The organism is Coleofasciculus sp. FACHB-1120 (assembly GCF_014698845.1).
GTDB lineage: Bacteria > Cyanobacteriota > Cyanobacteriia > Cyanobacteriales > FACHB-T130 > FACHB-T130.
The window spans coordinates 188,054-210,543 of sequence record NZ_JACJTV010000004.1 but is presented as its reverse complement, the minus strand read 5'-3'; the positions used below and the strand labels follow the sequence as shown (position 1 = coordinate 210,543).

23 protein-coding genes are annotated in these 22,490 nt (G+C 47.1%); 13 read left to right on the top strand and 10 right to left on the bottom strand.

Annotated features, from left to right (window positions below; translation table 11 throughout):
• Nucleotides 1-123: 123 nt before the first annotated feature.
• Nucleotides 124-1,140 carry a thiamine-phosphate kinase gene (gene thiL / locus H6H02_RS06520; protein ID WP_190815801.1) on the top strand — a complete coding sequence of 339 codons (1,017 nt, stop codon included), beginning with the start codon at nt 124-126 and terminating at the stop codon, nt 1,138-1,140.
• Here thiL and H6H02_RS06515 read toward each other — a convergent pair.
• Together H6H02_RS06515 and nadD are read right to left on the bottom strand one after the other, a co-directional pair.
• Entirely contained in the window at nt 1,137-2,150 is a 1,014-nt protein-coding gene (locus tag H6H02_RS06515; RefSeq protein WP_190815798.1) for a type I glyceraldehyde-3-phosphate dehydrogenase, read from the bottom strand. The genes thiL and H6H02_RS06515 overlap by 4 nt on opposite strands.
• Nucleotides 2,151-2,949: 799 nt before the next feature.
• Nucleotides 2,950-3,582 (bottom strand): nicotinate (nicotinamide) nucleotide adenylyltransferase, encoded by a 633-nt coding sequence (nadD, locus tag H6H02_RS06510; protein WP_190815796.1) that lies wholly within the window; start codon nt 3,580-3,582, stop codon nt 2,950-2,952.
• A 329-nt stretch (nt 3,583-3,911) separates the two neighbouring features.
• Between nadD and murC the strand changes: the two genes are divergently transcribed.
• From murC to H6H02_RS06495, 3 genes are all read left to right on the top strand, one after another.
• Complete coding sequence (murC, locus tag H6H02_RS06505; protein WP_190815794.1) at nt 3,912-5,453, top strand: UDP-N-acetylmuramate--L-alanine ligase; 1,542 nt, start codon at nt 3,912-3,914, stop codon at nt 5,451-5,453.
• A gap of 139 nt (nt 5,454-5,592) precedes the next feature.
• Nucleotides 5,593-6,573 carry a UDP-N-acetylmuramate dehydrogenase gene (gene murB / locus H6H02_RS06500; RefSeq protein WP_190815792.1) on the top strand — a complete coding sequence of 327 codons (981 nt, stop codon included), beginning with the start codon at nt 5,593-5,595 and terminating at the stop codon, nt 6,571-6,573.
• Nucleotides 6,574-6,646: 73 nt separating this feature from the next.
• Complete coding sequence (locus H6H02_RS06495) at nt 6,647-6,985, top strand: YbaB/EbfC family nucleoid-associated protein (RefSeq protein WP_190815790.1); 339 nt, start codon at nt 6,647-6,649, stop codon at nt 6,983-6,985.
• Nucleotides 6,986-7,202: 217 nt separating this feature from the next.
• Here H6H02_RS06495 and H6H02_RS06490 read toward each other — a convergent pair whose 3' ends face one another.
• Nucleotides 7,203-8,573 carry an SGNH/GDSL hydrolase family protein gene (locus H6H02_RS06490; RefSeq protein WP_190815787.1) on the bottom strand — a complete coding sequence of 457 codons (1,371 nt, stop codon included), beginning with the start codon at nt 8,571-8,573 and terminating at the stop codon, nt 7,203-7,205.
• A 330-nt stretch (nt 8,574-8,903) separates the two neighbouring features.
• On the opposite strand from H6H02_RS06490, the gene H6H02_RS06485 reads away from it, so the two are divergent.
• Nucleotides 8,904-9,383: a low molecular weight protein-tyrosine-phosphatase gene (locus H6H02_RS06485; protein WP_190815785.1), complete on the top strand. Its 480-nt coding sequence runs from the start codon at nt 8,904-8,906 to the stop codon at nt 9,381-9,383.
• A 42-nt stretch (nt 9,384-9,425) separates the two neighbouring features.
• On the opposite strand, the gene H6H02_RS06480 is transcribed toward H6H02_RS06485, so the two are convergent.
• The gene (locus tag H6H02_RS06480; protein WP_190815992.1) at nt 9,426-10,091 is read right to left on the bottom strand and encodes a response regulator transcription factor; all 666 of its coding nucleotides are present in this window, start codon (nt 10,089-10,091) and stop codon (nt 9,426-9,428) included.
• A gap of 95 nt (nt 10,092-10,186) precedes the next feature.
• Here H6H02_RS06480 and H6H02_RS06475 point away from each other — a divergent pair, with 95 nt between their 5' ends.
• Nucleotides 10,187-10,948: an aldolase/citrate lyase family protein gene (locus tag H6H02_RS06475; protein ID WP_190815784.1), complete on the top strand. Its 762-nt coding sequence runs from the start codon at nt 10,187-10,189 to the stop codon at nt 10,946-10,948.
• Nucleotides 10,949-11,168: 220 nt separating this feature from the next.
• Nucleotides 11,169-11,840, top strand: a complete 672-nt coding sequence (locus tag H6H02_RS06470; RefSeq protein WP_190815783.1) for a 2OG-Fe dioxygenase family protein — start codon at nt 11,169-11,171, stop codon at nt 11,838-11,840.
• A 325-nt stretch (nt 11,841-12,165) separates the two neighbouring features.
• On the opposite strand, the gene H6H02_RS06465 is transcribed toward H6H02_RS06470, so the two are convergent.
• The 3 genes from H6H02_RS06465 to H6H02_RS06455 all read right to left on the bottom strand — a co-directional run bounded on the left by H6H02_RS06465 (nt 12,166) and on the right by H6H02_RS06455 (nt 14,589).
• A complete protein-coding gene (locus H6H02_RS06465; protein WP_190815782.1) occupies nt 12,166-13,752 on the bottom strand; it encodes a glucose-6-phosphate isomerase in 1,587 nt (528 codons plus the stop codon).
• A gap of 253 nt (nt 13,753-14,005) precedes the next feature.
• Entirely contained in the window at nt 14,006-14,263 is a 258-nt protein-coding gene (locus tag H6H02_RS06460; protein WP_190815781.1) for a cytotoxic translational repressor of toxin-antitoxin stability system, read from the bottom strand.
• Nucleotides 14,264-14,370: 107 nt separating this feature from the next.
• A complete protein-coding gene (locus tag H6H02_RS06455) occupies nt 14,371-14,589 on the bottom strand; it encodes a hypothetical protein (protein ID WP_190815779.1) in 219 nt (72 codons plus the stop codon).
• A gap of 110 nt (nt 14,590-14,699) precedes the next feature.
• On the opposite strand from H6H02_RS06455, the gene H6H02_RS06450 reads away from it, so the two are divergent.
• From H6H02_RS06450 to H6H02_RS06425, 6 genes are all read left to right on the top strand, one after another.
• On the top strand, nt 14,700-15,593 hold the full coding sequence (locus tag H6H02_RS06450; RefSeq protein WP_190815777.1) for a branched-chain amino acid ABC transporter permease: 894 nt from the start codon (nt 14,700-14,702) through the stop codon (nt 15,591-15,593).
• Between the two features lie 112 nt (nt 15,594-15,705).
• Nucleotides 15,706-16,461, top strand: coding sequence for an ABC transporter ATP-binding protein (locus tag H6H02_RS06445; protein ID WP_347342574.1), 756 nt, complete (start codon nt 15,706-15,708; stop codon nt 16,459-16,461).
• A gap of 10 nt (nt 16,462-16,471) precedes the next feature.
• A complete protein-coding gene (locus H6H02_RS06440) occupies nt 16,472-17,665 on the top strand; it encodes an alpha/beta hydrolase (protein ID WP_347342571.1) in 1,194 nt (397 codons plus the stop codon).
• Between the two features lie 13 nt (nt 17,666-17,678).
• On the top strand, nt 17,679-18,551 hold the full coding sequence (locus H6H02_RS06435; RefSeq protein WP_190815773.1) for an alpha/beta hydrolase: 873 nt from the start codon (nt 17,679-17,681) through the stop codon (nt 18,549-18,551).
• 112 nt (nt 18,552-18,663) lie between these two features.
• Nucleotides 18,664-19,215, top strand: coding sequence for a CAP domain-containing protein (locus H6H02_RS06430; protein ID WP_190815771.1), 552 nt, complete (start codon nt 18,664-18,666; stop codon nt 19,213-19,215).
• A 10-nt stretch (nt 19,216-19,225) separates the two neighbouring features.
• Complete coding sequence (locus tag H6H02_RS06425) at nt 19,226-19,849, top strand: ribonuclease H-like domain-containing protein (protein WP_190815768.1); 624 nt, start codon at nt 19,226-19,228, stop codon at nt 19,847-19,849.
• 194 nt (nt 19,850-20,043) lie between these two features.
• On the opposite strand, the gene H6H02_RS06420 is transcribed toward H6H02_RS06425, so the two are convergent.
• From H6H02_RS06420 to scpB, 3 genes are all read right to left on the bottom strand, one after another.
• The gene (locus H6H02_RS06420; protein ID WP_190815766.1) at nt 20,044-20,433 is read right to left on the bottom strand and encodes a rhodanese-like domain-containing protein; all 390 of its coding nucleotides are present in this window, start codon (nt 20,431-20,433) and stop codon (nt 20,044-20,046) included.
• 1,038 nt (nt 20,434-21,471) lie between these two features.
• Nucleotides 21,472-21,831, bottom strand: a complete 360-nt coding sequence (locus tag H6H02_RS06415) for a DUF760 domain-containing protein (RefSeq protein ID WP_190815764.1) — start codon at nt 21,829-21,831, stop codon at nt 21,472-21,474.
• A gap of 141 nt (nt 21,832-21,972) precedes the next feature.
• On the bottom strand, nt 21,973-22,461 hold the full coding sequence (gene scpB / locus H6H02_RS06410) for an SMC-Scp complex subunit ScpB (protein ID WP_190672548.1): 489 nt from the start codon (nt 22,459-22,461) through the stop codon (nt 21,973-21,975).
• Between the last annotated feature and the right edge of the window lie 29 nt (nt 22,462-22,490).

The window sequence follows — 22,490 nt, the reverse complement described above, 5'->3', positions numbered from 1 at the left end:
CATTTTGAGACTAAGCCTAGACAATTGCTGGTAGCTACGAGAAATATATTGCTGGATGAGTCGATTGTAGCGATCGCGTTTCTTCTAGCCGCTAAACTATCAGACACTGAATAGTTTAGATGCATGAAGATTCGAGATATTGGAGAACAAGGTTTATTAGAACGATTGCAGCGCTTTTGTCCGCCGGAAGTTGTGGGGGATGATGCGGCGGTGATGACCATTCAGCCCGGTCAAGAATTGGTAGTGACGACCGATGTACTGGTAGATGGAACTCATTTTAGCGATCGCACCACTTCCCCAGAAGATGCTGGCTGGCGTGCTGCTGCTGCCAATTTATCCGATCTAGCTGCAATGGGGGCACTGCCTCTAGGCATTACCGTAGGTTTGAGCGTCACGGGTGATACATCTGTCACCTGGGTTGAGCGACTCTATCAGGGACTCACCGAATGCTTGCAACAATACAATACAGCGATCGTCGGCGGCGATATTTGCCGCTCATCGGTGATTACCGTCGCGATTACCGCCTTTGGTCAAGCTTCCCCAACTCAGATCCTTCGGCGCTCAAATGCTCAGGTTGGGGATGCTATTATCGTCACTGGCGTTCACGGAGCCTCACGAGCTGGTCTAGAATTACTGCTTCACCCAGAGTTTGGTCAACATCTCAGTGAAACTGACAAAGCATCTTTAATCGAAACTCACCAGCGTCCCAAACCTAGGCTAGATGTGTTGCCGTTTTTGTGGGAAATTTTAGATTCCCCGCCCAAAATCCAAAATCCAAAATCTAAAATTCCCGTGGCTGGCATGGACAGCAGCGACGGTCTAGCAGATGCCATTGTGCAAATCTGCCGGTGTAGTCGAGTGGGTGCCCATGTCGAACGCAGTGCAATTCCCCGCCCTCATGCCCTTACCCAGCTTGTGCCTGCCGAGCAAGCTCTGAACTGGGCTTTATACGGTGGTGAAGACTTTGAACTGGTGCTGTGCTTACCTCTGGAAAAAGCCCAGGCGTTAATCAAACGACTGGGCAAAGAAGCCGCTGTGGTCGGAAAAATTACTACCGGCTCAACTGTCTTATTAGGAGACTCTACCGGCATCTATCCCGACCAACAACTCACCCTAAGCCAAAGCTTTCAGCATTTTTAAGCTTTCCACTTCTCACCCACCAGTTCAGCCAAGTCTACAACCCGCTGAGAGTAACCCCACTCGTTGTCGTACCAAGAGATAACTTTAACCAAGTCTCCGCCCATAACCATCGTTAGGCTGGCATCCACGATGGAAGAAGCATCGGTACCCCGATAATCGCTAGAGACTAGCTCCAGTTCGTTGTATTCCAGAATGCCTTTCATTGGGCCTTCAGCGGCAGCTTTCAGCGCTTGGTTCACTTCATCAGTGAAGGTCTGCTTCTCGACTTGAATCACCAAATCCACTACGGAAACGTTTGGAGTTGGCACCCGCAAAGCAATCCCATTCAGCTTGCCCTTCAGCTCTGGCAACACCAAAGCAACTGCTTTAGCGGCACCCGTTGAGGTAGGAACAATGTTGAGCGCTGCCGCCCGTGCCCGCCGCAAATCCCGGTGAGAAGCATCCAGTAAACGCTGGTCGCCGGTATAGCTGTGGGTGGTGGTCATCGTGCCTTTGATAATGCCGAACTGTTCGTGCAGCACTTTGGCAACAGGTGCTAGGCAGTTGGTGGTGCAGCTAGCATTGCTGATCACAACATGCTTGTCGTGGTCATATTCTTTCTCGTTGACGCCTACCACAAAGGTGCCGTCATCATTTTTACCGGGAGCGGTAATCAGAACTTTCTTAGCTCCAGCCTTTATATGCTTGGATGCCCCTTCCTTGCTGGTAAAGACGCCTGTTGATTCGATAATCAGGTCAATTTCCCAATCTTTCCAGGGCAAGTTTTCTGGGTTGCGATCCGATGTGCATTTAATCGTTTTGCCGTTAACAGTGATGGAGTTGTCATCGTAACTGATATCAGCGTTAAACTTCCCCATCATTGAATCATATTTCAGCAAGTGGGAGTTGGTTTTTGGGTCAGAAGTGTCGTTGATAGCGACGACTTCTATATGGCTATTTTCCCGACCCAGCCAGCATCGCATAAAGTTACGTCCGATGCGCCCAAAACCGTTGATCGCTACTCTAATCACAGCGTCTTGCCCTCTATCTTGTGACCTACAGTATTTTCCTGTTAATGACCCCAATCATATCGCAAAGGCTGAACAATTCTACCTAGTGGTTTGCAGCGATTCTCCTCAATCGAATTTAGTTGGGATCGAAACGAATCGTCCTTGACTGGGAAAAGGACAAAATCTAGAGGACAAGCGCGATCGCAAACGTACTCGTTGCCACCCTGGCTTAACTTTTACTGCCGGGGGCTATGGGAAGAAGCGTCAGTCGAAGCTGAAGTTCACCTGTTTTGAGGCATTTGCGCGATCAATTTTTACTTAAACAATTATTTTATTAGTATTTTCCCTTATTTAGGCTCTTAAATCGCTAATTTCATCTATTAATTCTTCTTTAGTCCCAATAATAACTTTTAGCTATTGTTTAGTCCGAATAGCGCTTAAAAGCCTAAAATGGAGAATTTCAAATTTTTGCCGGTAGCCGCATTGGGCACTCTAAGAAGTACAGAGATTGTAAGTTCTAAGGTACTCGCTCTTATACGAGTATCTAATCTAACTGGTTGTTCAATCTCTACCCGGACACTGGTTGACTTCAGTTAAAAACACTGCTATGCGCTTAGTAGCTTAGGACAGTATCAAGAAGCGATCGCTTGCTCTGACGAAGCCATTAAACCCCAACCAAATTGCCTGTCAGCGTTGTTTGAGAAGGGGCATGCTTTGCCTGAATCGGGAAGTTATGAGGCATTCAAGAATCATTAAACTAAGGCTGCAAAATTAGAAACGACTCATAATTTTGAATCATTATTTCAATTTCAAATTAAGTTCAAATCTCTCCTCCGTAGAGGTTGTGAGTGGAAATATACACTCTGATAGCTTCTGGGACTAAATAACGAATCGACTGTTCTTGGCGACAATACTGGCGAATCAAACTTGATGAAATGCTCACTTTCGGCATTTTCAACAACTGCCAGCGAATCGTCAAATCTTGGGTGGCAAGCTGTTGAACAATCTGCTGGCAGAGCAAATTTCCTCGGTTATCATCCATCGGGATCGGCAGTTCTTCTGGACGTGGTGCCACCAACCATTCACAAGCAGGGACAAGTTCCTGCCGTCGATGCCAACGGGGTAAGGTTCTGAAGGCGTCCGTGCCAATAATCCAGTGCCAGCGGCTATCAGGGTAGAGAATCTGGAGGTCTAAGAGGGTATGAATGGCATAATCTGAACGGGTGCAATTTGTCTCTAGAGGGGAAAAAACAAAGTTTGGATGGTCTGCGATCGCTTGCTGCACCATTTGAGCGCGATGCTCAAATTCCACTGCCACTTTGTAGGGAGGACGGCGACTCGGTACCCAAATGACTTGGTTCAGAGCCGCCTGAGAGAAGGCAGTTTCCGCCATCAACAGGTGTCCCCAGTGAATGGGATCAAAGGTGCCACCCAAAATTCCCAAGTTTTGCATACAAGATCCGTTGTGGATTGTCTCCTCTTCTCCAGGTTAAGCAGTAAAAATGCGGATGATCTGCTACTGTCTTGGTGTTAGTCTTTGCAAGAAGTTTCCGGACAGAAATGCATTTTGACGTGTAAAGATAAAAACCATCCCATGATAGAAGCCGCTCTTTTTAGGAATGACCTAAAGTGCAGTTATAGCGAACGAAAGTATATTCTGCGATCGCGCTCTGGGATTGTGCTGTAAATCTTGGCAAGGTTGTATCAGGAAAAATCAATTCTTGATATGATAGCGCGTGTTATCCGTGCAGCCTGGTGTGGTGTGGTGTGTAAGGAGCTAAGATGCCGAATACTGTTGATTTTACGGGGAGGCCATTTCATTTCATCGGCATTGGTGGAATTGGAATGTCAGCTCTGGCCTACGTTCTAGCCAAGCGTAAGCTGCCTGTATCTGGATCGGATATTCATTCCAGTCATATTACTAAACGTTTGCAGGCCGTTGGCAGTCATGTTTTTGGAAGTCAAGACGCCGCAAACTTGGAATTTTTTCAACCAGCCGAGGACTCAGCCTACGAGGCATTACCAACGGCAGTCATTGGGATAAGCGATCGCCTGGAACCCTCCAGAGAACCTGTGGAAACTGGAGCAACCCGGTCGAGTAATCGAGGGTCATCTGGGAACTTGAAGGCAATGGCTCTGCCCCAAGTGATTTGTTCAACTGCAATCAATCCGGCAAACTCTGAATATCGGGCAGCCATTGAATTAGGCTGTCCGATTTTTCATCGTTCGGATTTATTAGCAGCTTTGATCCAGGATTACCAAAGTATTGCTGTTGCTGGTACTCATGGGAAAACTACAACCAGCAGTTTAATTGGGTATTTATTACTACAGGGCGGATTAGACCCAACAATTGTGGTAGGCGGTGAAGTGAATGCCTGGGGAGGCAACGCACGGTTGGGAGACGGCCCCTATCTGGTCGCGGAAGCGGATGAATCAGATGGGTCGTTATCAAGACTCTCAGCCGAAATTGGCGTAGTGACAAACATTGAGCTGGATCATCCAGATCACTATGAATCGCTCGAAGAGGTGATTACCACCTTCCAGATATTTGCCAAACGCTGTAAGACTTTGGTGGGGTGCATTGATTGTGCTGTAGTCAGAGATTATCTGCAACCCACGATCGGCTACAGCTTGCAGCGAGATTCTGGGGCTGATTATACGGTCGATCAGGTAGATTATCGGGCGGATGGCACAGAGGCACAAGTTTGGGAACGAGGAGAAATTCTGGGGACGCTCTCCTTAAAGCTGCTAGGAAAGCACAATCTCAGCAATGCCCTAGCAGCCGTGGCTGTAGGTCGTCAGTTGGGAATGGATTTTGAGGTAATTGCAGAGGCGATCGCTACCTTCGAGGGTGCCCGCCGCCGATTTGAGTTGCGGGGCGAACGCAATGGCATCTACTTTGTGGATGATTATGCCCACCATCCCAGCGAACTTCTGGCAACCCTGTCAGCAGCTCGCTTGCAAGTGTTGCCCCCGCGAAGGCTTGTCGCTATTTTCCAACCACACCGCTACAGCCGGACGCTCGCTTTTTTACCGGAATTTGCTCAATCTTTTAAAGATGCCGACATTGTGATTCTCAGCGATATTTATAGCGCCGGAGAACCTAATTTGGGGCAAATTAGCGGTGAACAAGTCGCGGAATTAGTGGCGGGTAATCATCCGAACGTGCATTACCAACCGTCTCTCCCGTCCATCTGTAAGTTACTTACAGATACCCTTCGACCGGGCGACTTGGCTCTGTTTTTGGGGGCGGGCAACCTAAATCAGATTATTCCTGAGGTGATGGCGTTCTATCAAAAAACTGACGAAGCCAGCCTCAAGTAATCGGTGATGACTGAATCCGTTAGCTGCATTGAAGTCGTACTGGTAAGTAAAGAAGTTCCCAGCTAACAGATTCACTCAAAATTACTCAAAACTCATGTTGTGGCCTCAGCTGTCTCGGCATTCAAATTTGTGAATTGATATGACTCTCTCTTATGATCCAGCCAGCGTTGTAAACGCTTCTTCCCCCCAGAAAAAATCCACCAAGTCTTCTTCCCCTCTTTACCTACCAGGAACCGATTGTATTGTGCGATCGCAAGCTCCTCTCTCCAGCTTGACCTCGTTTCGAGTGGGAGGGCCAGCCGAATGGTATGTAGCTCCCCGCCGCACCGAAGAGCTGCAAGCCAGTTTTGAGTGGGCACGGTATCAAGAATTGTCGATCACGCTCTTGGGGGCCGGTTCAAACTTACTGGTGAGTGATAAAGGTCTTCCCGGTTTAGCCATCTGTACTCGCCATCTCCGCCACACCAACTTCGACCCCGAAACGGGTCAGGTGAGTGCAGGTGCCGGAGAACCCATCGCCCGCCTCGCATGGCAGGCAGCAGAACGCGGTTGGAAAGGGTTGGAATGGGCTGTTGGCATCCCCGGTACAGTCGGCGGCGCAGTGGTGATGAATGCAGGCGCTCATACCAGCTGTACCGCTGATATTTTAGTCAATGTCCAAGCCCTCTCACCCAGCGGAAAAGCTGAGATTTTGACACCACAACAACTAGGATTTGCCTACCGCACCTCAATGCTGCAAGGAGGCGATCGCTTGGTGACGCAGGCAACCTTCCAACTCCAACCCGGAGCCGATCCAGCTCAAGTCATGGCAACAACCGCCAAACATCTAGAGCAACGGCGAACCACTCAACCCTACCATTTACCAAGTTGCGGCAGCGTTTTCCGCAATCCCGATTCTCACAAAGCTGCCTGGTTGATCGAGCAAACCGGACTCAAAGGCTACCAGATTGGCGGTGCCCAAGTCGCCCAGCGCCATGCCAACTTTATCCTCAACTGTGGCGGTGCTAAAGCTAGCGATATTTTCCATCTAATTCGCTATGTTCAGCAACAAGTAGAACAGCATTGGTCTCTGTGTTTAGAACCAGAAGTGAAAATCTTAGGTGAGTTTCAGCCTGCTTAAAGGTGTCGCCAGACGCCAAGGATACTAAGATTGAAATTGGCTTGCAAGTCTATCGCATACGGCATTAATAGTTATGACACAGAAAGGATTTGGCTTTGGCTTAGGCAAAATGAAAGAACTAGCCGAAGCTTTTAAAAAAGCCCAGCAGGTTCAAGAAGGTGCAAAAAAACTCCAAGAAGAATTGGAGCAAATGGAGATTGGGGGAGAGAGCAGCGGTGGAAGCGTTAAGGTTTTCCTCAGCGGCAATCAAGAACCTCTGCGGGTGGAAATTTCAGCAGACGCCTACAATCAGGGAGCAGATACTCTGGCTGAACTTGTAACAGCGGCAATGAGAGATGCTTACGAAAAATCCACGGCAACAATGCGATCGCGGATGGAAGACCTCACCAGTGGACTCGACTTGCCACTGTAACCCTTAAGGGATTTCCCAGGCATCAATAATCTGCCGCTCTTCTTAGGCAGGCTTCTCGCCTGCCACCTACTTATCGTAGGGAGACGGCTAGCAGGCAAAACGGCAAGAATATTTCCTAGGTTTAGCAATCTTTTAAGATCAGCGCAAAAACTTCAGGGACAGAGGAGAATTTAGCTCTACACTACTTGTTGTCTCCTCTGCTCCCTAGCTCTCCTGCTTATTGGGGCTGCTTTGCAGGCTGTATCTGTAGCCTTGGTAACTCCAAAAACGTTTTGTAGAGCCGATCCGCCATTACTGTATTGGCTTCATCCGTCAAGTGAATGGCGTCTGAAAAAGCCTGACCTGGGAAATTCTGGTAAAGCTTGTAAAAATTCAGCACTTTCACATTTTGCGGAAAACTTCTCTGTAACTGCCCAGTCTTTGTGTCTAATTGTCCATAACCGACTTGCACTCGCTGAGTGTAAGTTGAACCGAGTTCGCTTAAAAGCTCCCGTTCTCTGAGAGAAAGATTATTCGTTGAGCGCCCCGTGATTTCTGGCTGAACCACCAAAACCAAAGGAATCTGCGCTGCTGCTGTCAGACGAACCATCTGTGTCTGGTGATTTTGATAACGCTTGACCCGACGCTCCAGCTCAGCGGTGTTAGCTGGCAGACGTTGTGCTAAAGGCACGCTTTCCTCACTCACTGCCATCGTCAGCTGCTCCACAGACGGTTGTGGTTTCAACACCCAATACTGTGTTGCTTTCACTAAATAGGTCTGATTGAGCCAGCGATTCATGTCCTGAGTCAGCTCAAACCACAGATGCCCTGCTGCATTGTTTAGAAAGTTTTCTATATAAGGGATATCCGTTTCGTTTTCAGTGCTGGGTAGCATTAAATCTGCATACCCATTCAAAACCACAATCGCATCAGGCTGGTAAGGCAAAATTTGGAGGGCAAGCCCGGCCAGTTCGTTCCCCGAAGTATAGCCGGGAACCGCTGCGTTAATGACACGATACTTGCCTTCCCGAATCCGTAGCGGCAAGGCAAGTGCTTTCACCCGTTCTGGCTTGTAGTAGGGCAAGAAATCCGGGCGAAATTTCTCTGGAGAAGCTTTCTGCTGCTTTACCCGTATATTCAGACTACCTTCGAGCTTATGGGCAAACGTGGTTGCGTTATTGGAACTCATTTGACCAAAAGCTGTGGAACCGCCCAAAATGAAAATCCGAATTTCATCTTTGGGTTTCGCTTGAGAAACCGGCTGGTCATCACGAAAACCCTGTTCGTTAATGCGCCAGAATTTGCTTTGCTGTTTTCCTGCCAGCTGATATCCCACTGATAAACGCCGTTTAGCAACCAGACGCCCAGAATTTGGTAAACCCCCGTAGGTTTGCTGGTTTTGGTCGAGGAATTTGAGACGGTAGGCGGTAACTTCTGCTGGCTCACCTTCATAGGCTGCCAATTCAGCATTTTTGCCCGCAACGCTCACAACAACCCGTGCAAGCAGTTCCAAGAGAATCAAAATCAGGGGCAAAGCCAGGAGTAGGATAAGAATCGAAGGCGGCTGGCGGCGTTTTTGGTAAGGTCTGTAGCGGGACTTTTTAAACATCAAGTAATGAACCTCAAATGACCAACGAACAAAGGAAGTAAAAGGCAAAAAAGGGATGATTAAATGTTTGCCTTTCGCTTTCATGAGTTGCCGGTGGAGTAAGGCGGAATAACAAAGCCAAAGATTAGCTCGATCCCGGCATCCGTTATCCCACTGCGATCCCAGTATGCAGCAATTTCGTTGCTAAACTTAACACCGGGGTAGATGACCACTTATGATGAATGGGTTATACCGATTGGCTTTCCTCTAATGCTGGTGCGGAATTAGGGACTTGTGAATGGGGAAGTGTATCAATCATTAAACGTACAAAACTAGACATCTTAGCATCAAATGTCCTACAAGTTATTATTCGTTTGCTTGGGAAATATTTGTCGGTCGCCTGCGGCAGAGAACATTATGAACCATTTGGTTGAACAAGCAAACTTAGGGGAACGGATTATCTGTGATTCTGCCGGTACAGCCGGTTATCACATTGGTCGTTCTCCCGACCGACGCATGGGAGTAGCCGCAGCCGACAGAGGGATTCAGCTCCAAGGTCAAGCGCGGCAGTTTCAAAAGTCTGACTTTGAGGATTTTGACCTGATTTTGGCAATGGATCGGGAGAATTACCACGATATCCTCTCCCTTGACCCATCAGGGAAATATCGGGACAAGGTGCGGCTGATGTGTGACTTTTGCACCCGCCATACGGCGACTGAGGTGCCTGACCCCTACTACGGTGGGCCGGAGGGGTTTAACCACGTCATCGATTTACTTTTAGATGCTTGTGAGGGTCTGCTACAACACGTGAGTCATGCGAATAGGGAATAGCAATTTGCTAATCGAATTGAACAAATATCGATTAGCAATTGACTATTCCACTAGATGATGCTCTAAGGCAAAACGCACCAGCTCGGCTCGGTTGCTAGTTTCCGTTTTTCTCAGCAGGTTGCTGACGTGCTTTTCCACTGTCCGATGACTGAGGTGTAGCTCGTTGCCGATGTCGGCGTTAGATAAACCCTTGGTGAGTAAATCAAGAACATCCTGTTCTCGCGGAGTCAAGTTGAATGAGTTTGAAGGAGCATGTTGGGGAAGCCCAGGAGCTTCAATTTCCTTCTCTGGTGTGGCAACAGCATGAATGAGCGATCGCCATTCGACTTGAATCATTTGCGATCGCTCTAAAAGATTACGAATCACCGCCCCTAACTCATCCAACTCAAACGGCTTGGGCAGATACAGATCGCAGCCTAATTGGTAGCCCCGAATCCGTTCTGAGGTCGTCGCACGTTCCGTTAAGAAAATCACCGGCAGTAGACGAAACGCTGGGCGTTGACGGAGACGCCGCACCAGTTCATAGCCATCCATCCGGGGCATCATAATGTCTGTTACCAGCAAATGAGGATGATATGACTCAACTAAACTGAGAGCTGCTTGACCATCCTCAGCTGTAATAACTGAGTAGCCAGACATTTCCAGATAATCGCATATAGAAAGCCGAATTCCTGGATCGTCATCGGCAACCACGATGAGCAAAGGCATGGGCACAGAGGAAGAGCGTACATAACCCCTAGAATAGGTCAAGTCCATCCTAAAAGTGGGAACACTGTTCTGCCTCTTAAGGTGAAAATTGACCAATGCGTGAAAATCAACTGAAACGAAAACTCAAGCGAGGTGAGGTTGTCCTCGGCCCGTTCATCAACTGCGCCTATCCGGCATTTATAGAAATCTGCGGACACGCAGGATTTGACTTTGCCGTGATTGACATGGAACACGGTGCCCTCAACACACTGGTTGCCGAAGACCTGTGCCGTGCAGCCGACTGCGTGGGATTGGCACCGATTGTACGCATCCGCAAGAACGACGCACCGCAAATTCAACGGGCACTGGACATCGGCAGTGCCGGTGTTCAAGTGCCTCAGATAGAAACTCAGTCCGACGCAGCGGATGTTGTGCGTGGTGCCAAATATAGCCCTCTTGGTTCGCGCGGACTTTCATTTTACACCCGTGCTGGCGTGTACGCAGCAGCAGGGACGCAAATTACAAATCAGCTCAACGAAGAATCTCTGATTATCGTTCATGTCGAAGGGATTCGCGGCGTCGAAAATATTGAAGAAATTGTCAGCGTCCCTCACATTGATGTCATTTTTCTCGGTCCCTATGACTTGTCGCAGTCTTTGGGCATTCCGGGACAAGTCCAAGACTCGCGCGTGATCGAGCTGATGCAAAAATGCGTCACTACAATTCGCAATGCGGGCAAATCTGCGGGCACATTTGCCGATAATCCTGAAACAGCGAAGCAGTGGATTGATGCCGGAGTTCAGTACATTACTCTCGGTGTAGATGTCGGTATTTTCCTGCGAGCTTGCGAGGCTTTGGTGAAAGCGGTGCGAACTTAAGGTTCCCGATTCAGTAAAATCCCAGAGAAGGAAGAAATATGTAAAACTATATCTAAATTTTTACATTTCACTGAGTCATCGGGAGGAAATTTTTATCAAAAATTTGTATTAATTTTGTATCTTAAACAACCAAATTAAAAATTATAAGTTTATGCTTAAAGAATCACCTTCCTAAAGTAGGAAGGAAGACTGGGGATCGAAGCATACTGGAGAAAAAGCGATGCAAACGCTACCGGGATCGACGGATTTGGCTTATGCCATGATGTTTACCTTACACAAAGTCCATTCCGTAAAAGTAGAAGGGTTTAAGCCATTCTTTAGCGATCTTCCTGTTGACCCTTACATCAAAAGCAATTATCGTTTCAGAAGATTATCGCGGTTCAAGGTATTTGGAAATGAGTTTGTCAAACTACCACATGGTTACTTCTTCCAAAGCAAGCAATACAATCCATTAGTCGGTGATATCAAGCGAGAGTATGCCGAACTAGATGATGCCATTACTAAGCTTGAAGATTTTAAAAAACTTGTTTTGGCATTTATTGATTACTGCCAACTCGACCCAGAAGCCGTTGAAATAGGAGTTCACCAAATTAGAACAACCTGTTCGCCAGATAATTATGGAAACCCAGCCCCGGAAGGGATTCATCGGGATGGAACTGATTTTGTCGGCATATTTTCTGTAGGACGGGAAAATATTCAAGGCGGGGAAACCCATCTCTACAAATCTAAAAAGCATGACCCGGTTTTTTCTAAAGTTCTCCAGCCGGGTGAACTGCTATTAGTCAACGATCGGGAATTTTTTCACTATACAACTCCCATTCAGCCACTATTTCATGGTGAAGGAACAAGGGACGTATTTGTTCTGACTTGCCCCAGCTTATTGACAAATTAAGAGGGAGAAGAATCCCATTTCTCAGTTTTGGCTGGGCTTTTTTAGTTGCTGTTTCTAGCAGCTTGCACAATCATCTTGGCATTGAGAGGTAGAGTCCCTAAACTTTCTTGTTAGCCATAGGGGCACGGCAGTGCCATGCCCCTACTGAAAACGAGAAAGGTTTCAAGCACTGATTGGGCAATCGAGCTTAGCTACTCGCCTCTCCACAGAATGAAGCTAGCGGACGGATCTCAATTCCCTTGACAAGAAATGCATTCAGCACCCTTCAAGTTGAAGCTTTGTCTTCCCTGGAAAATGCTGAATTTATGATATTTTTCAGAACCATCTAAATGGCGGCAACCCTCAAACTGCTGGGTTCGCCCAAATTGCCTTGTAAAACAACACTCCGCTGATTGGCATCAAGATGGCGCAGAATTTTGTAGATTGCCTCAATTTGATCGGAGGCACCCGCTTTCTGAGCCAACTCAGTCAAAGAAAGGGGCGTGCCTTCCTCTTGTACTGCCTGCAAAACTCGTCTTTGCAAGTCGAGAATGGCGGCGGCAGCCTTTTTACCCGCTTCTACCCCTGGCTGGTGATAAGCATTGATATTGACCAGGAAACCATAAAGTCCGACAGCTCGGTCATACAAAGCAATTAACGCACCTACCATGCGGGGATTTACCTGAGGAATCGTCACGGTGACAGAATCTCGCTGGTTTTCATACAGAGCTTGTCGGGTTCCCTGGAGTAAACCAGAGAGATAGTCGCCGGATGTAACTTCCGGCTCGACGAAGGGGGAGTCACCCTGCCGGTCTTCTAAGACTTCTATGAAGGTGAGGAAGAAATTCGGGACACCCTCTCGCAACTGCTGCACGTAAGCGTGTTGGTCGGTTGAGCCTTTGTTGCCATAAACAGCAATCCCTTGATAGACGATATTTCCGTCAAGGTCTTTTTCTTTGCCCAAAGATTCCATGACTAGCTGTTGCAAATAGCGGCTGAATAGTAGCAGGCTGTCTTTGTAGGGCAACACAACCATATCTTTTTCGCCCTTGCCATTTCCGGCGAAGTACCAGCTCATTGCCAGTAATGCGGCTGGATTTTTCTTGACTTGGGGCAGGCGAGTGGCAGTGTCCATTTCTTTGGCACCGGCAAGCATGGCGCGGATATCAATGCCCTGCAAGGCGGCTGGGAGCAATCCTACGGCTGACAGCTCTGAGGTACGTCCTCCCACCCAATCTTCCATTGGGAAGGTTGCCAACCAGCCTTCTGAGTTTGCCTGCCGATCTAATTTGCTGTCTTCCCCAGTGATGGCAACAGCTTGGGGGGGAAAGTTCAGATTTTGCTCAGCAAAGGCTTTTTGCACTTCTACCATGCCATTGCGGGGTTCTGGCGTTCCCCCAGATTTGGAGATGACTAAGACGAGAGTGCTGTTCAGCCGATCTTTGAGCTGGGAGAGGATACGGTCAATGCCCGCCGGATCGGTGTTGTCAATGAAGTGAATTGCTAGGGGTGGGAAGTCTGGAGCGATCGCTTGGGCAACAAATTGGGGACCGAGTGCCGATCCGCCGATACCAATTGAAACAATATCGGTAAATTTTGGAGCATTGGGCGGATGAATTTCGCCGCTGTGGATTTTTTGGGCAAATGCTTCAATCTGCTCTAAAGTTTGGACAATCTGTTGTTTGATTTCCGGAGTGGGCGATAAATCCGGGTCGCGCAGCCAGTAGTGACCCACCATGCGGTTTTCATCAGGGTTTGCGATCGCGCCTCCCTCTAATTGAGCCATCTCCTTAAATGCCTTCTCAAACCTCGGCTGCATCGTCTCGACAAACTGATTATCAAACCGCATCCGGCTGACATCGAGGTAAAAGTCTAACCCCTCATGGTAGTAAAGCCATTCTTGGTAACGTTGCCAAAGTGCAGCAGCATCCATAAGTAAATCTCAAATAAGCGTGTTTTCAGTCAACACAAGTTTAAGGTAAGCTTCAGCATCACTTTTGACGAATTAGCTTCTAAATTCGGCTATTGTGCAATTCTTCCACCCCGAATTGAGATTTAGAATTGCTTGAGTCTCCTATAGGGGCGGATTGAGCTTAGATAGCCGGGAAAATCCACCCGATCGATCCACCCGCCCCGACAACGACCAACCTTCAACCTAAAAACCTCCTTTTCAACCCAAAAGCCTCCTAAAGATGCGGTTTGGGCAGAACCCGCAGAAATTTAACAAGATGCCCGGTCACTTCAATCGCAATCAGATAGTCATCTATCGTAAAGCGGTAGAAGATATTATCAGAACCGATTTTCCGGAGTTCCGGCAAGTCGGTAATTTGATCGATCCTCATAAACTCCTCAAAAGCAAAATCATAGATCCGCTCTCTAGCTGCGTATTCTAAGTTCTTCAGGTCTCGTAGAAAAGACCGGGCATAGCGCACTTCTAGTTTCACAGGGTAACTGGCTCATACTCCAAATGGCAGATACTTTTTCTTTTTACTGTGAAATTTGGATAAAAAGGCTTTTTACCAGTTGATTCAGCCGACGAACAGGCGAGAACTTAGGGAAAGTGCAACATCCGAAGCGCTTCTTCGCGAGTTAGGGTTTCCCCAGGCTGTACGATATGTTTCGACTCTTGGATGGCTTTGAGTATATACAGGTCATAATAAATCTGTTGTAGAACTTTCCAGGCGTCATCCAGGTTGTCATCAGCGAGTTCATTGATTAACTGAGGCAGCTGAGCCGTTAAGCGTTGTAACCGACCTCTGAGAAAATTCATAGTTAAACACCAGCGAACAAAGTAAAATTCCCCAGAGCCTTCTTGTTAGAAGGATCTTGGACAATCTAAACTTTAGAGTTTATTGTTTTATTGACTCTCACAAGTGTGGCATGGCTGGCTATCTCGTTTTTTTGACAATTTCTACGGCAATTTTTGCCCTGTTTAGCTTGGGTTTAAATTTACAGTGGGGCTTCACCGGACTGATTAATTTTGGGCATATTGCCTTTATGACCGTCGGTGCATATACCACAGTGTTGTTGAGCTTGCAGGGGGTTCCCCTGATTTTCGGAGTGGCTATCGGTGCTGTTTTAGCAGCACTGTTAGGGCTGTTGATCGGTTTATCCACTCTGCGGTTGCGGGAGGATTACCTAGCAATTGTGACCATCGGCGTTTCCGAATTGCTCCGTTTGGTTGTCAATAATCAGCCGTTGCCAATGGGCAAAGAATTTCGGCAAGGATCGTTTGGGGTATATGGATATGCCTTGCCGCCGGGAGATAAGCTTGGTTTGATGGTGTTGTCGCTGCTGGTATTGGGGCTGACATTTTGGCTGCTGGAGACGTTGGTGCGATCGCCTTGGGGTCGAGTGCTAAAAGCGATTCGAGAAGATGAGCAAATTCCCAAAGCGCTGGGCAAAAATGTCTTTTGGTACAAACTACAATCTTTCATGCTAGGAGGCGCGATCGCCGGAGTCGCTGGGGCTTTTTTGGCATGGCAGACGACAACGGTTTACCCGAATAACTTTGAGCCGCTAACGACTTTCTATGCTTGGACGATTGTTGTCTTGGGCGGTGCGGGGAACAACCTGGGCACAATCCTGGGGGCAGTGATTTTCTGGGGTTACGATAGTTTGACTCGCTTTTACTTACCTCAGTTGGTGCAACTGGATGCCTCGCGGGAAGGGGCATTTAGAATCATGGTGATTGGTTTAATCCTGATGGTGCTGATGGTTTGGCGTCCACAAGGTATCTTAGGGAAAAAAGAGGAACTGACCCTTGGCAAATAACTCGCACATTCCGCCCAATCGGTTGTCTGAGGGGTCTTTAAATGGGGGCGGAAAGCATCTCGAAGAAAGCCCCGATTTAGTCGAAGCCGACCCAAAATCCCCACTCTCAGAAATCGCTTTACTCGCTGCCAGCGGACTCTGTAAAAGTTTCGGCGGAGTTCGGGCTGTCGATAATGTCGAGATTATGGTACCGCAAGGCAGTATCACGGGACTGATTGGCCCGAATGGTGCTGGCAAAACGACGCTATTTAATCTCCTATCAAACTTCATTCATCCAGATAAAGGGCGGGTGATTTTTGACGGCGAACCGATTCATTCGTTGCAGCCCTATCAAATTGCTCAGATGGGAATGGTTCGTACATTTCAGGTCGCGCGGGTGCTATCGCGGCTTTCGGTTATGGAAAATATGCTGTTGGCAGCTCAAAAACAGACGGGGGAAAACTTTTGGAAAGTTTGCTTTCAACCCCATCTAGTGGCTAAGGAAGAACGGCAGCAGCGAGAAAGAGCCACGATTCTGCTGGAATCGGTGGGGTTAGCAGCAAAGGCGCAGGATTACGCCGGGGCGCTCTCTGGAGGGCAACGCAAGCTGCTGGAAATGGCACGGGCCTTGATGACGCAGCCGAAGCTGATTTTATTGGATGAACCGGCGGCTGGTGTGAATCCGACGCTGATTAGACAAATTTGCGACTACATCACCCAATGGAATCAGGAGGGCATGACCTTTTTGATTATTGAACACAATATGGACGTAATCATGTCATTGTGCGATCGCGTCTGGGTTGTCGCTGAAGGTCGCAATCTCGCCGTGGGGACTCCGATTGAAATTCAGCGCAATCCCCAAGTCTTAGAAGCTTACTTGGGGCAATAGGGCAGCGATCGTGTCCCATTGGTTAGCAGTAATTACCCAGACGTTAGTTTTGCTTTTGAGCGGCGCGGCACTTTTCTTGAGTTCCTGGATTGTGATTCCAGCGCCCACAATGTCCTTACTGCCCTTAGGGGTAGGGGCACCGGAAGTCAGTCCTTGGTTGGTGATGCTAAACGCGATCGCAACTCTGTTAGCACTCGTGATGCTCCGTCGCACTCCGTGGCAATTTCTGGCTTTGGCTGCTAGTTTGCTGGCACTGCTTTTGAGTGTTTTGCCACTGTTGCAGATGCCAGCGACACAACAGCATCTAGCAGCGGCAATGCGCGACGGTCTTGGCGACTACAGCGTAAATTTGCCCAATCGTCAGCAAAAACGGATGCGCGAACAACCTTTCGTGCTGGCTGATGTGTTTCGAGGCATCAATCCCGGTGAGAGTCGCTATACCTCTGGCATCGTCTTTTCAAAACCAGATGGTGTCCCATTGAGCATGGATCTCTACCGACCGCCGCAAGTTGGCACTTATCCAGCGCTAATTATCATCTACGCTGGAGCATGGCGGAGTGGCGACCCAACCCAAAATGCTGATTTCAGCCGTTATATGGCGGCGAGGGGCTATAGTGTCTTTGCCATCGATTACCGACACACGCCGCGCTACCGTTTTCCCGCACAGTTAGATGATGTGCGTGCTGCCTTAGCCTTCATCCACCAACATGCAGCCGAGTACGAGGCTAACCCAGAACGGATCGCATTCGTTGGACGTTCCGCCGGCGGACATCTAGCAATGCTGGCGGCTTATGAGCCGGATGCACTGCCTGTAAAAGCTGTGGTTAGCTATTATGGCCCGGTTGATTTGCCTGGAGGCTATGCTGACCCGCCACGCCCCGATCCCATCGATACGCGAGCGGTTTTAAAAACATTTATGGGTGGAACGCCTGCGACAATGCCCGATCGGTATCGTCTGGCTTCACCGATTAGTTATGTTAGGCGATCGCTACCGCCAACATTATTGGTGCATGGAAGCCGCGATAATTTAGTGCAATTAAAATTTATCCAGCAAATGCACCAACGCCTGCTTGCAGATGGAAATACATCGGTTTTGCTGGAAATTCCTTGGGCTGAACATGCTTTTGATGCTGTCTTTCAGGGGCTGAGCAACCAGTTAGCGCTTTATCATACTGAGCGATTTTTAGATTGGGCACTGCGTTAATTCAAAAATGACTATGTTCGCTAATTTTGATGGGGCTGAAATTGATACCACTGAAGCAAGAATCCATTTGGTTAAGGCGGGATCTGGTCCTGCACTGCTCTTGCTACACGGCTATCCTCAAACCCACGTCATGTGGCATAAAATAGCACCTCGTCTTGCTGAGAATTTTACAGTAGTGGCACCGGATTTGAGAGGCTACGGCGATAGTTCTAAACCGGAAGGCGAACCGGATCATCGGAATTATTCAAAACGAGCGATCGCGCAGGATCAAGTCGAGGTAATGTCAAAATTAGGTTATGAAGAATTTTATGTAGTCGGTCATGACAGAGGCGCACGAGTCGCTCATCGCATGGCGCTCGATCATCCTAACCAAGTTACGAAACTATCATTATTAGATATCGCGCCCACCCATAAAATGTACGCGACGACCGATAAAGATTTTGCCACGGCTTACTACCATTGGTTTTTTCTCATTCAACCCGATAGTTTACCCGAAACCTTAATTGGCGCTAATCCTGAATATTACCTACGTACCTGTTTAGAAAGATGGAGTCAGGATTTTTCTGCCTTTGTTCCGGAAGCCTTAGCTGAATATATTCGGTGCTTTAGTGATCGCGCTGCGATTCATGCCACCTGCGAAGATTATCGCGCCGCTGCTACCATCGATCTAGAACACGATAACCTAGATATGGAGAAAAAAATTCTCTGTCCGGTGCTGGCTCTTTGGGGCGGAAAAGGAATTATTGGGCGCAAATACGATGTTTTAGAAACCTGGCGCGATCGCGCAATTAATGTACGCGGTAAGCCTATCAATTGCGGCCACTTTCTACCCGAAGAAGCGCCAGAAGAAACTTATCTTGCCCTCTATGAATTCTTGGCAACCTGAAGGCGGGGATCTGAAGGGATAACTTAGAAAAAATATAGAATTGCTATAGTGAAAATTTATATTCTCATCCTAAAAGAATTGCCAAATTAATTCCCAAATCTATACAAAACTCATGCAAAAATTAGCTGCGGGGCTTGTTTTCGGAATGCTTGTCCTGGCTGTTGGAGCTGGAGGCTGCGATTTTATCCCTAATCTTGATCTTGATGGCGAAATTTCGCCGTATGAAACATCACCAGCCATCCCAAGCCCCAAATCGTCCAGTTCCTCCAGTAATTTCCTAACCTTGGAAGAGTATACTCACGAACTCATCAATCAATATCGAAAGTCCCAAAATTTGCCACCTCTGACGCTAGATCCTCGAATTAGCAAAGAGGCAAGGGCACATAGTCAGGCAATGGCAAATGGTGCAGTTCCTTTTAGTCATAATGGATTTGAGCAGCGAGCTAAGGCAATTGATAAATCAATTTCTTATAGCGGTGCATCTGAGAATGTGGCATACAATCAAGGCTTTAGCGATCCAGCCAAGCAAGCAGTAGAGGGTTGGCTAAAAAGCCCCGGTCATCTGAAAAATATTCAAGGTCAGTATGATTTAACTGGGGTAGGTATTGCCAAAAACGCAAAGGGCGAGTATTACTTAACCCAAATATTCATTAAACGCCGCTAAGGAGAGAGAATTGGAAGATTTTCAGGTATGCGATCGCGACCTTTCCGAGGAGATATTGTCTCAATATCTGCAAGAGTCAGCGATCGCTGTGGATACTGAAACGATGGGACTAATACCCCAACGCGATCGCTTATGCTTGGTGCAACTGTGTGACGCTCAAAACCGCGTTACAGTCGTGCGAATCGCCAAAGGACAGATAGAGGCTCCCAACTTAAAACAACTGATGGAAGCCACCAATGTCCTAAAACTATTTCACTTCGCCCGTTTCGATGTTGCCCAACTACGGCAAAATTTAGGCATCCATGTAACTCCGATTTTTTGTACTAAGATTGCCAGCAAGCTTGCTCGTACCTATACTTCCCGCCACGGTTTGAAGGAGTTGGTGCAAGAGCTAGAGAAGGTAGAACTTGACAAAACAGCTCAAAGTTCAGACTGGGGAAATGCTGCAAACTTATCCGAAGAACAACTCCGCTATGCAGCAAATGATGTTCGTTATCTACTCAGCGTGTGGGAAAAACTAATTGCAATGTTGCAACGCGAAGGGCGCTGGGAAGTAGCTCAACAATGCTTTGAATGTTTACCCACGATTGTGACTTTGGATTTGCTTCAATATAAGGATATTTTTGAACACTAAAAAATGAAAACTAAATAACTTACACTCATTCACATCCTGTAGGTTGGGTAGGGGCATGGCAATACTATGCCCCTACCCAACCTAAAATTTATCAAGGGTTTCAGGAGTTTTGTCAGTTAATTAGATGTGATCCCCTATGTAAGGAAAAGGGGGTTAATAAATCTACCTTTCTAAGCGCTTCGCAATTAGATTATTCACGATTCGTTAACAGCTAACACAGTCAGAATCGTCTCAACTGGATAGCCTACTGCTTTCCACGCCGCCACGCCCCCTCTGATTTCAGACACTTTTTGATAGCCAGCTGCACGCAGTTTTGCCGCACCAACTGCTGTTTCGTCATCGGTTTCACCATAAATGTAGATATCGCGGGTAAGTTCCACATTGGTGAGGACTCGGTCTATTAATTCGTTCATTGGCATGGGAATGGCTCCCATGATGTGGCTAATATTAAATTGACTGCGATCGCGCACATCAATAATCGTCAAAGCCGGTTCACCCCAATCTAGACGCGCTTTCAGGTCATAAACACGAGATTGGGCTTGTAGCGTTGGCGGTGTCGGAATAATCCAAAAGAGCTTATTCATCGCTGGCTATCATCTTCTATGGCGTTCTCTGAAATCTAACAAGAACTTTTAAGATTTGCAAATTTTTATACATGAAGTATTTACAGGTATCAAAATTTATGCCTATTTGTATAGGTCAAATTACCTAAAAATAATAGCCGTCAAATTTAGCTATCAATTACAGAAAAAACCTAAAACATTTTTTTCCTTGTTTTCTGATTACTAAATATTTTTTGATTTATATTCTCTATAAAATTTTAATCTTGCTTAAATGCCAAATTCTCTTAAATCAAGGCATTTTAATGGGGTTAGAAGAAAAACTTTTACAAAAATTTGAAATCTTTAGCCGCAGTTCAAAAAAAGGGCGGTGCAAGCAAATATTTGATTGAGGTAAAACGCTCCAATAAAATCTCAAATATGGGAGATTTAGGGGTTGGCGTTGAGTAAAACCGTTAAATTATATTAATTCTGTCTCATCCTAAAATAACCTTACCCTACGACCGGGTAAAGTTGGATTCTAGGAATGGCAGATAATCTACCAGATTGGGTATTAGAAGTATTGGTGGGAGTCTCTAATAATTTAGCAAACATTAAATTTAAAATATTTAATATTTGCTAAATTATTAAATTTTGAAATGATTATTCATTGGGGTTATTGCTTCTGAAACCCTGGTTGTCGTGTTAGGATCGCTATCGGTTAGGTGAGCTTTAGGAGTGGTGCAATAAAATGGAATTTAATGAAATTTTAACCTTAGCGCTGATGCTTAGTCCGGGTCTTTTACTGTCAATTTTGATACTGGCTGCTTTTGCGGCTGGCGGCTAAAACTATTTTTTGGCTCAGAGGGGAAATTCCCTGAAACAGGAAGCCAATTGGCTAGGTGCCAACTATGCGATCGCAAGTTGGTAATGGAATGAGCAAGTTTAACTGAAGCGATCGCCTAAAATGCCAAAAATAGGCGATAACTTCTCATCGAAACAAGACTCTCTCTTGGGCGAAAGATAGAATTGCAGACAGAAATGCGATCGCAGATGATATATCCCTGGTTAAGTTGACTCGACTTAATCGGCGAATTTTTCGCCGTTAGAAGGTTTATGAGACAGGGAAGAAGAACCAGTCAACGATTCATCCAGCTGCATCCGTTGTTCAAGCTGGCGTAAGAAATAGCCAGTCATCATTGCTGATGCCAACAGACCTGCTAAATTTTCTCTATCGGTCGTAATTTGAACGTTAAAATTCTCTGAGGGAAGCATTCCCACCAGTCCCTGAACGTTCTGCGAGATGATTTGCTTAATGTCAGGCGTAACAGACTTCGCAACCCGCGCTAAAACTTCTGGAGATTGGTGCTGAATATATTGGAGGAGCTGATTGGCTTGTACATCTTCAGGCTCGCGGTCGAACAATTCAGGGTTAAACACCATTGGAATAAAAAGATTTGAGTAGCTTCCCCTCTACTGTAAACGATTGTGTTGTTTGGCTACTCCTTACTATTGGCTATTAGGTGTAAGTCAATAGAGAGATTTTTTTAAAAAGATGCTCTCTGTAACACCAAGTAGCAGGTTTTACGGTGCATCCTGCTGAGTCAGTTGGGGGAGTTGTTCGACTTCAAAATATTGATGAAATTTTTCTGTAACCTGTAACCAGTAGGAGCGACCATCAGCTTGTCGGCGCTTGCGGATAAAACCCAGTTCGACCAGTTCTTGAACGTGCTGATAAGCTCCTGAACCGCGCAAATCGACTAACTCAGACTGAGTAATGGGACCTTTGAGGGCGATCGCTGCTAGCGTCCTCAAGGCTCCCACCCCTAAATCTAGCGGAACTAACGCCTCCACCAAACCTTGAAAGGGCGATCGCAATTGTAAGGTGAAGCCTTCGGGCGTTTCCACTACTTCCAGAGCGCTATCCCGATGGGCATAGTCAGTCATCAGTTCAATCAGGGCATCTTCGGCATTATCGCGATCGCATTCCGCATATTCGGCAATTTCGCTAACCGAGATCGGCTTACCCTTGAGATAAAGAATGGCTTCAATTTTCGAGGCGAGGCGAGGCATCATTAGTCATTCGTCATTAGTCAGTCATT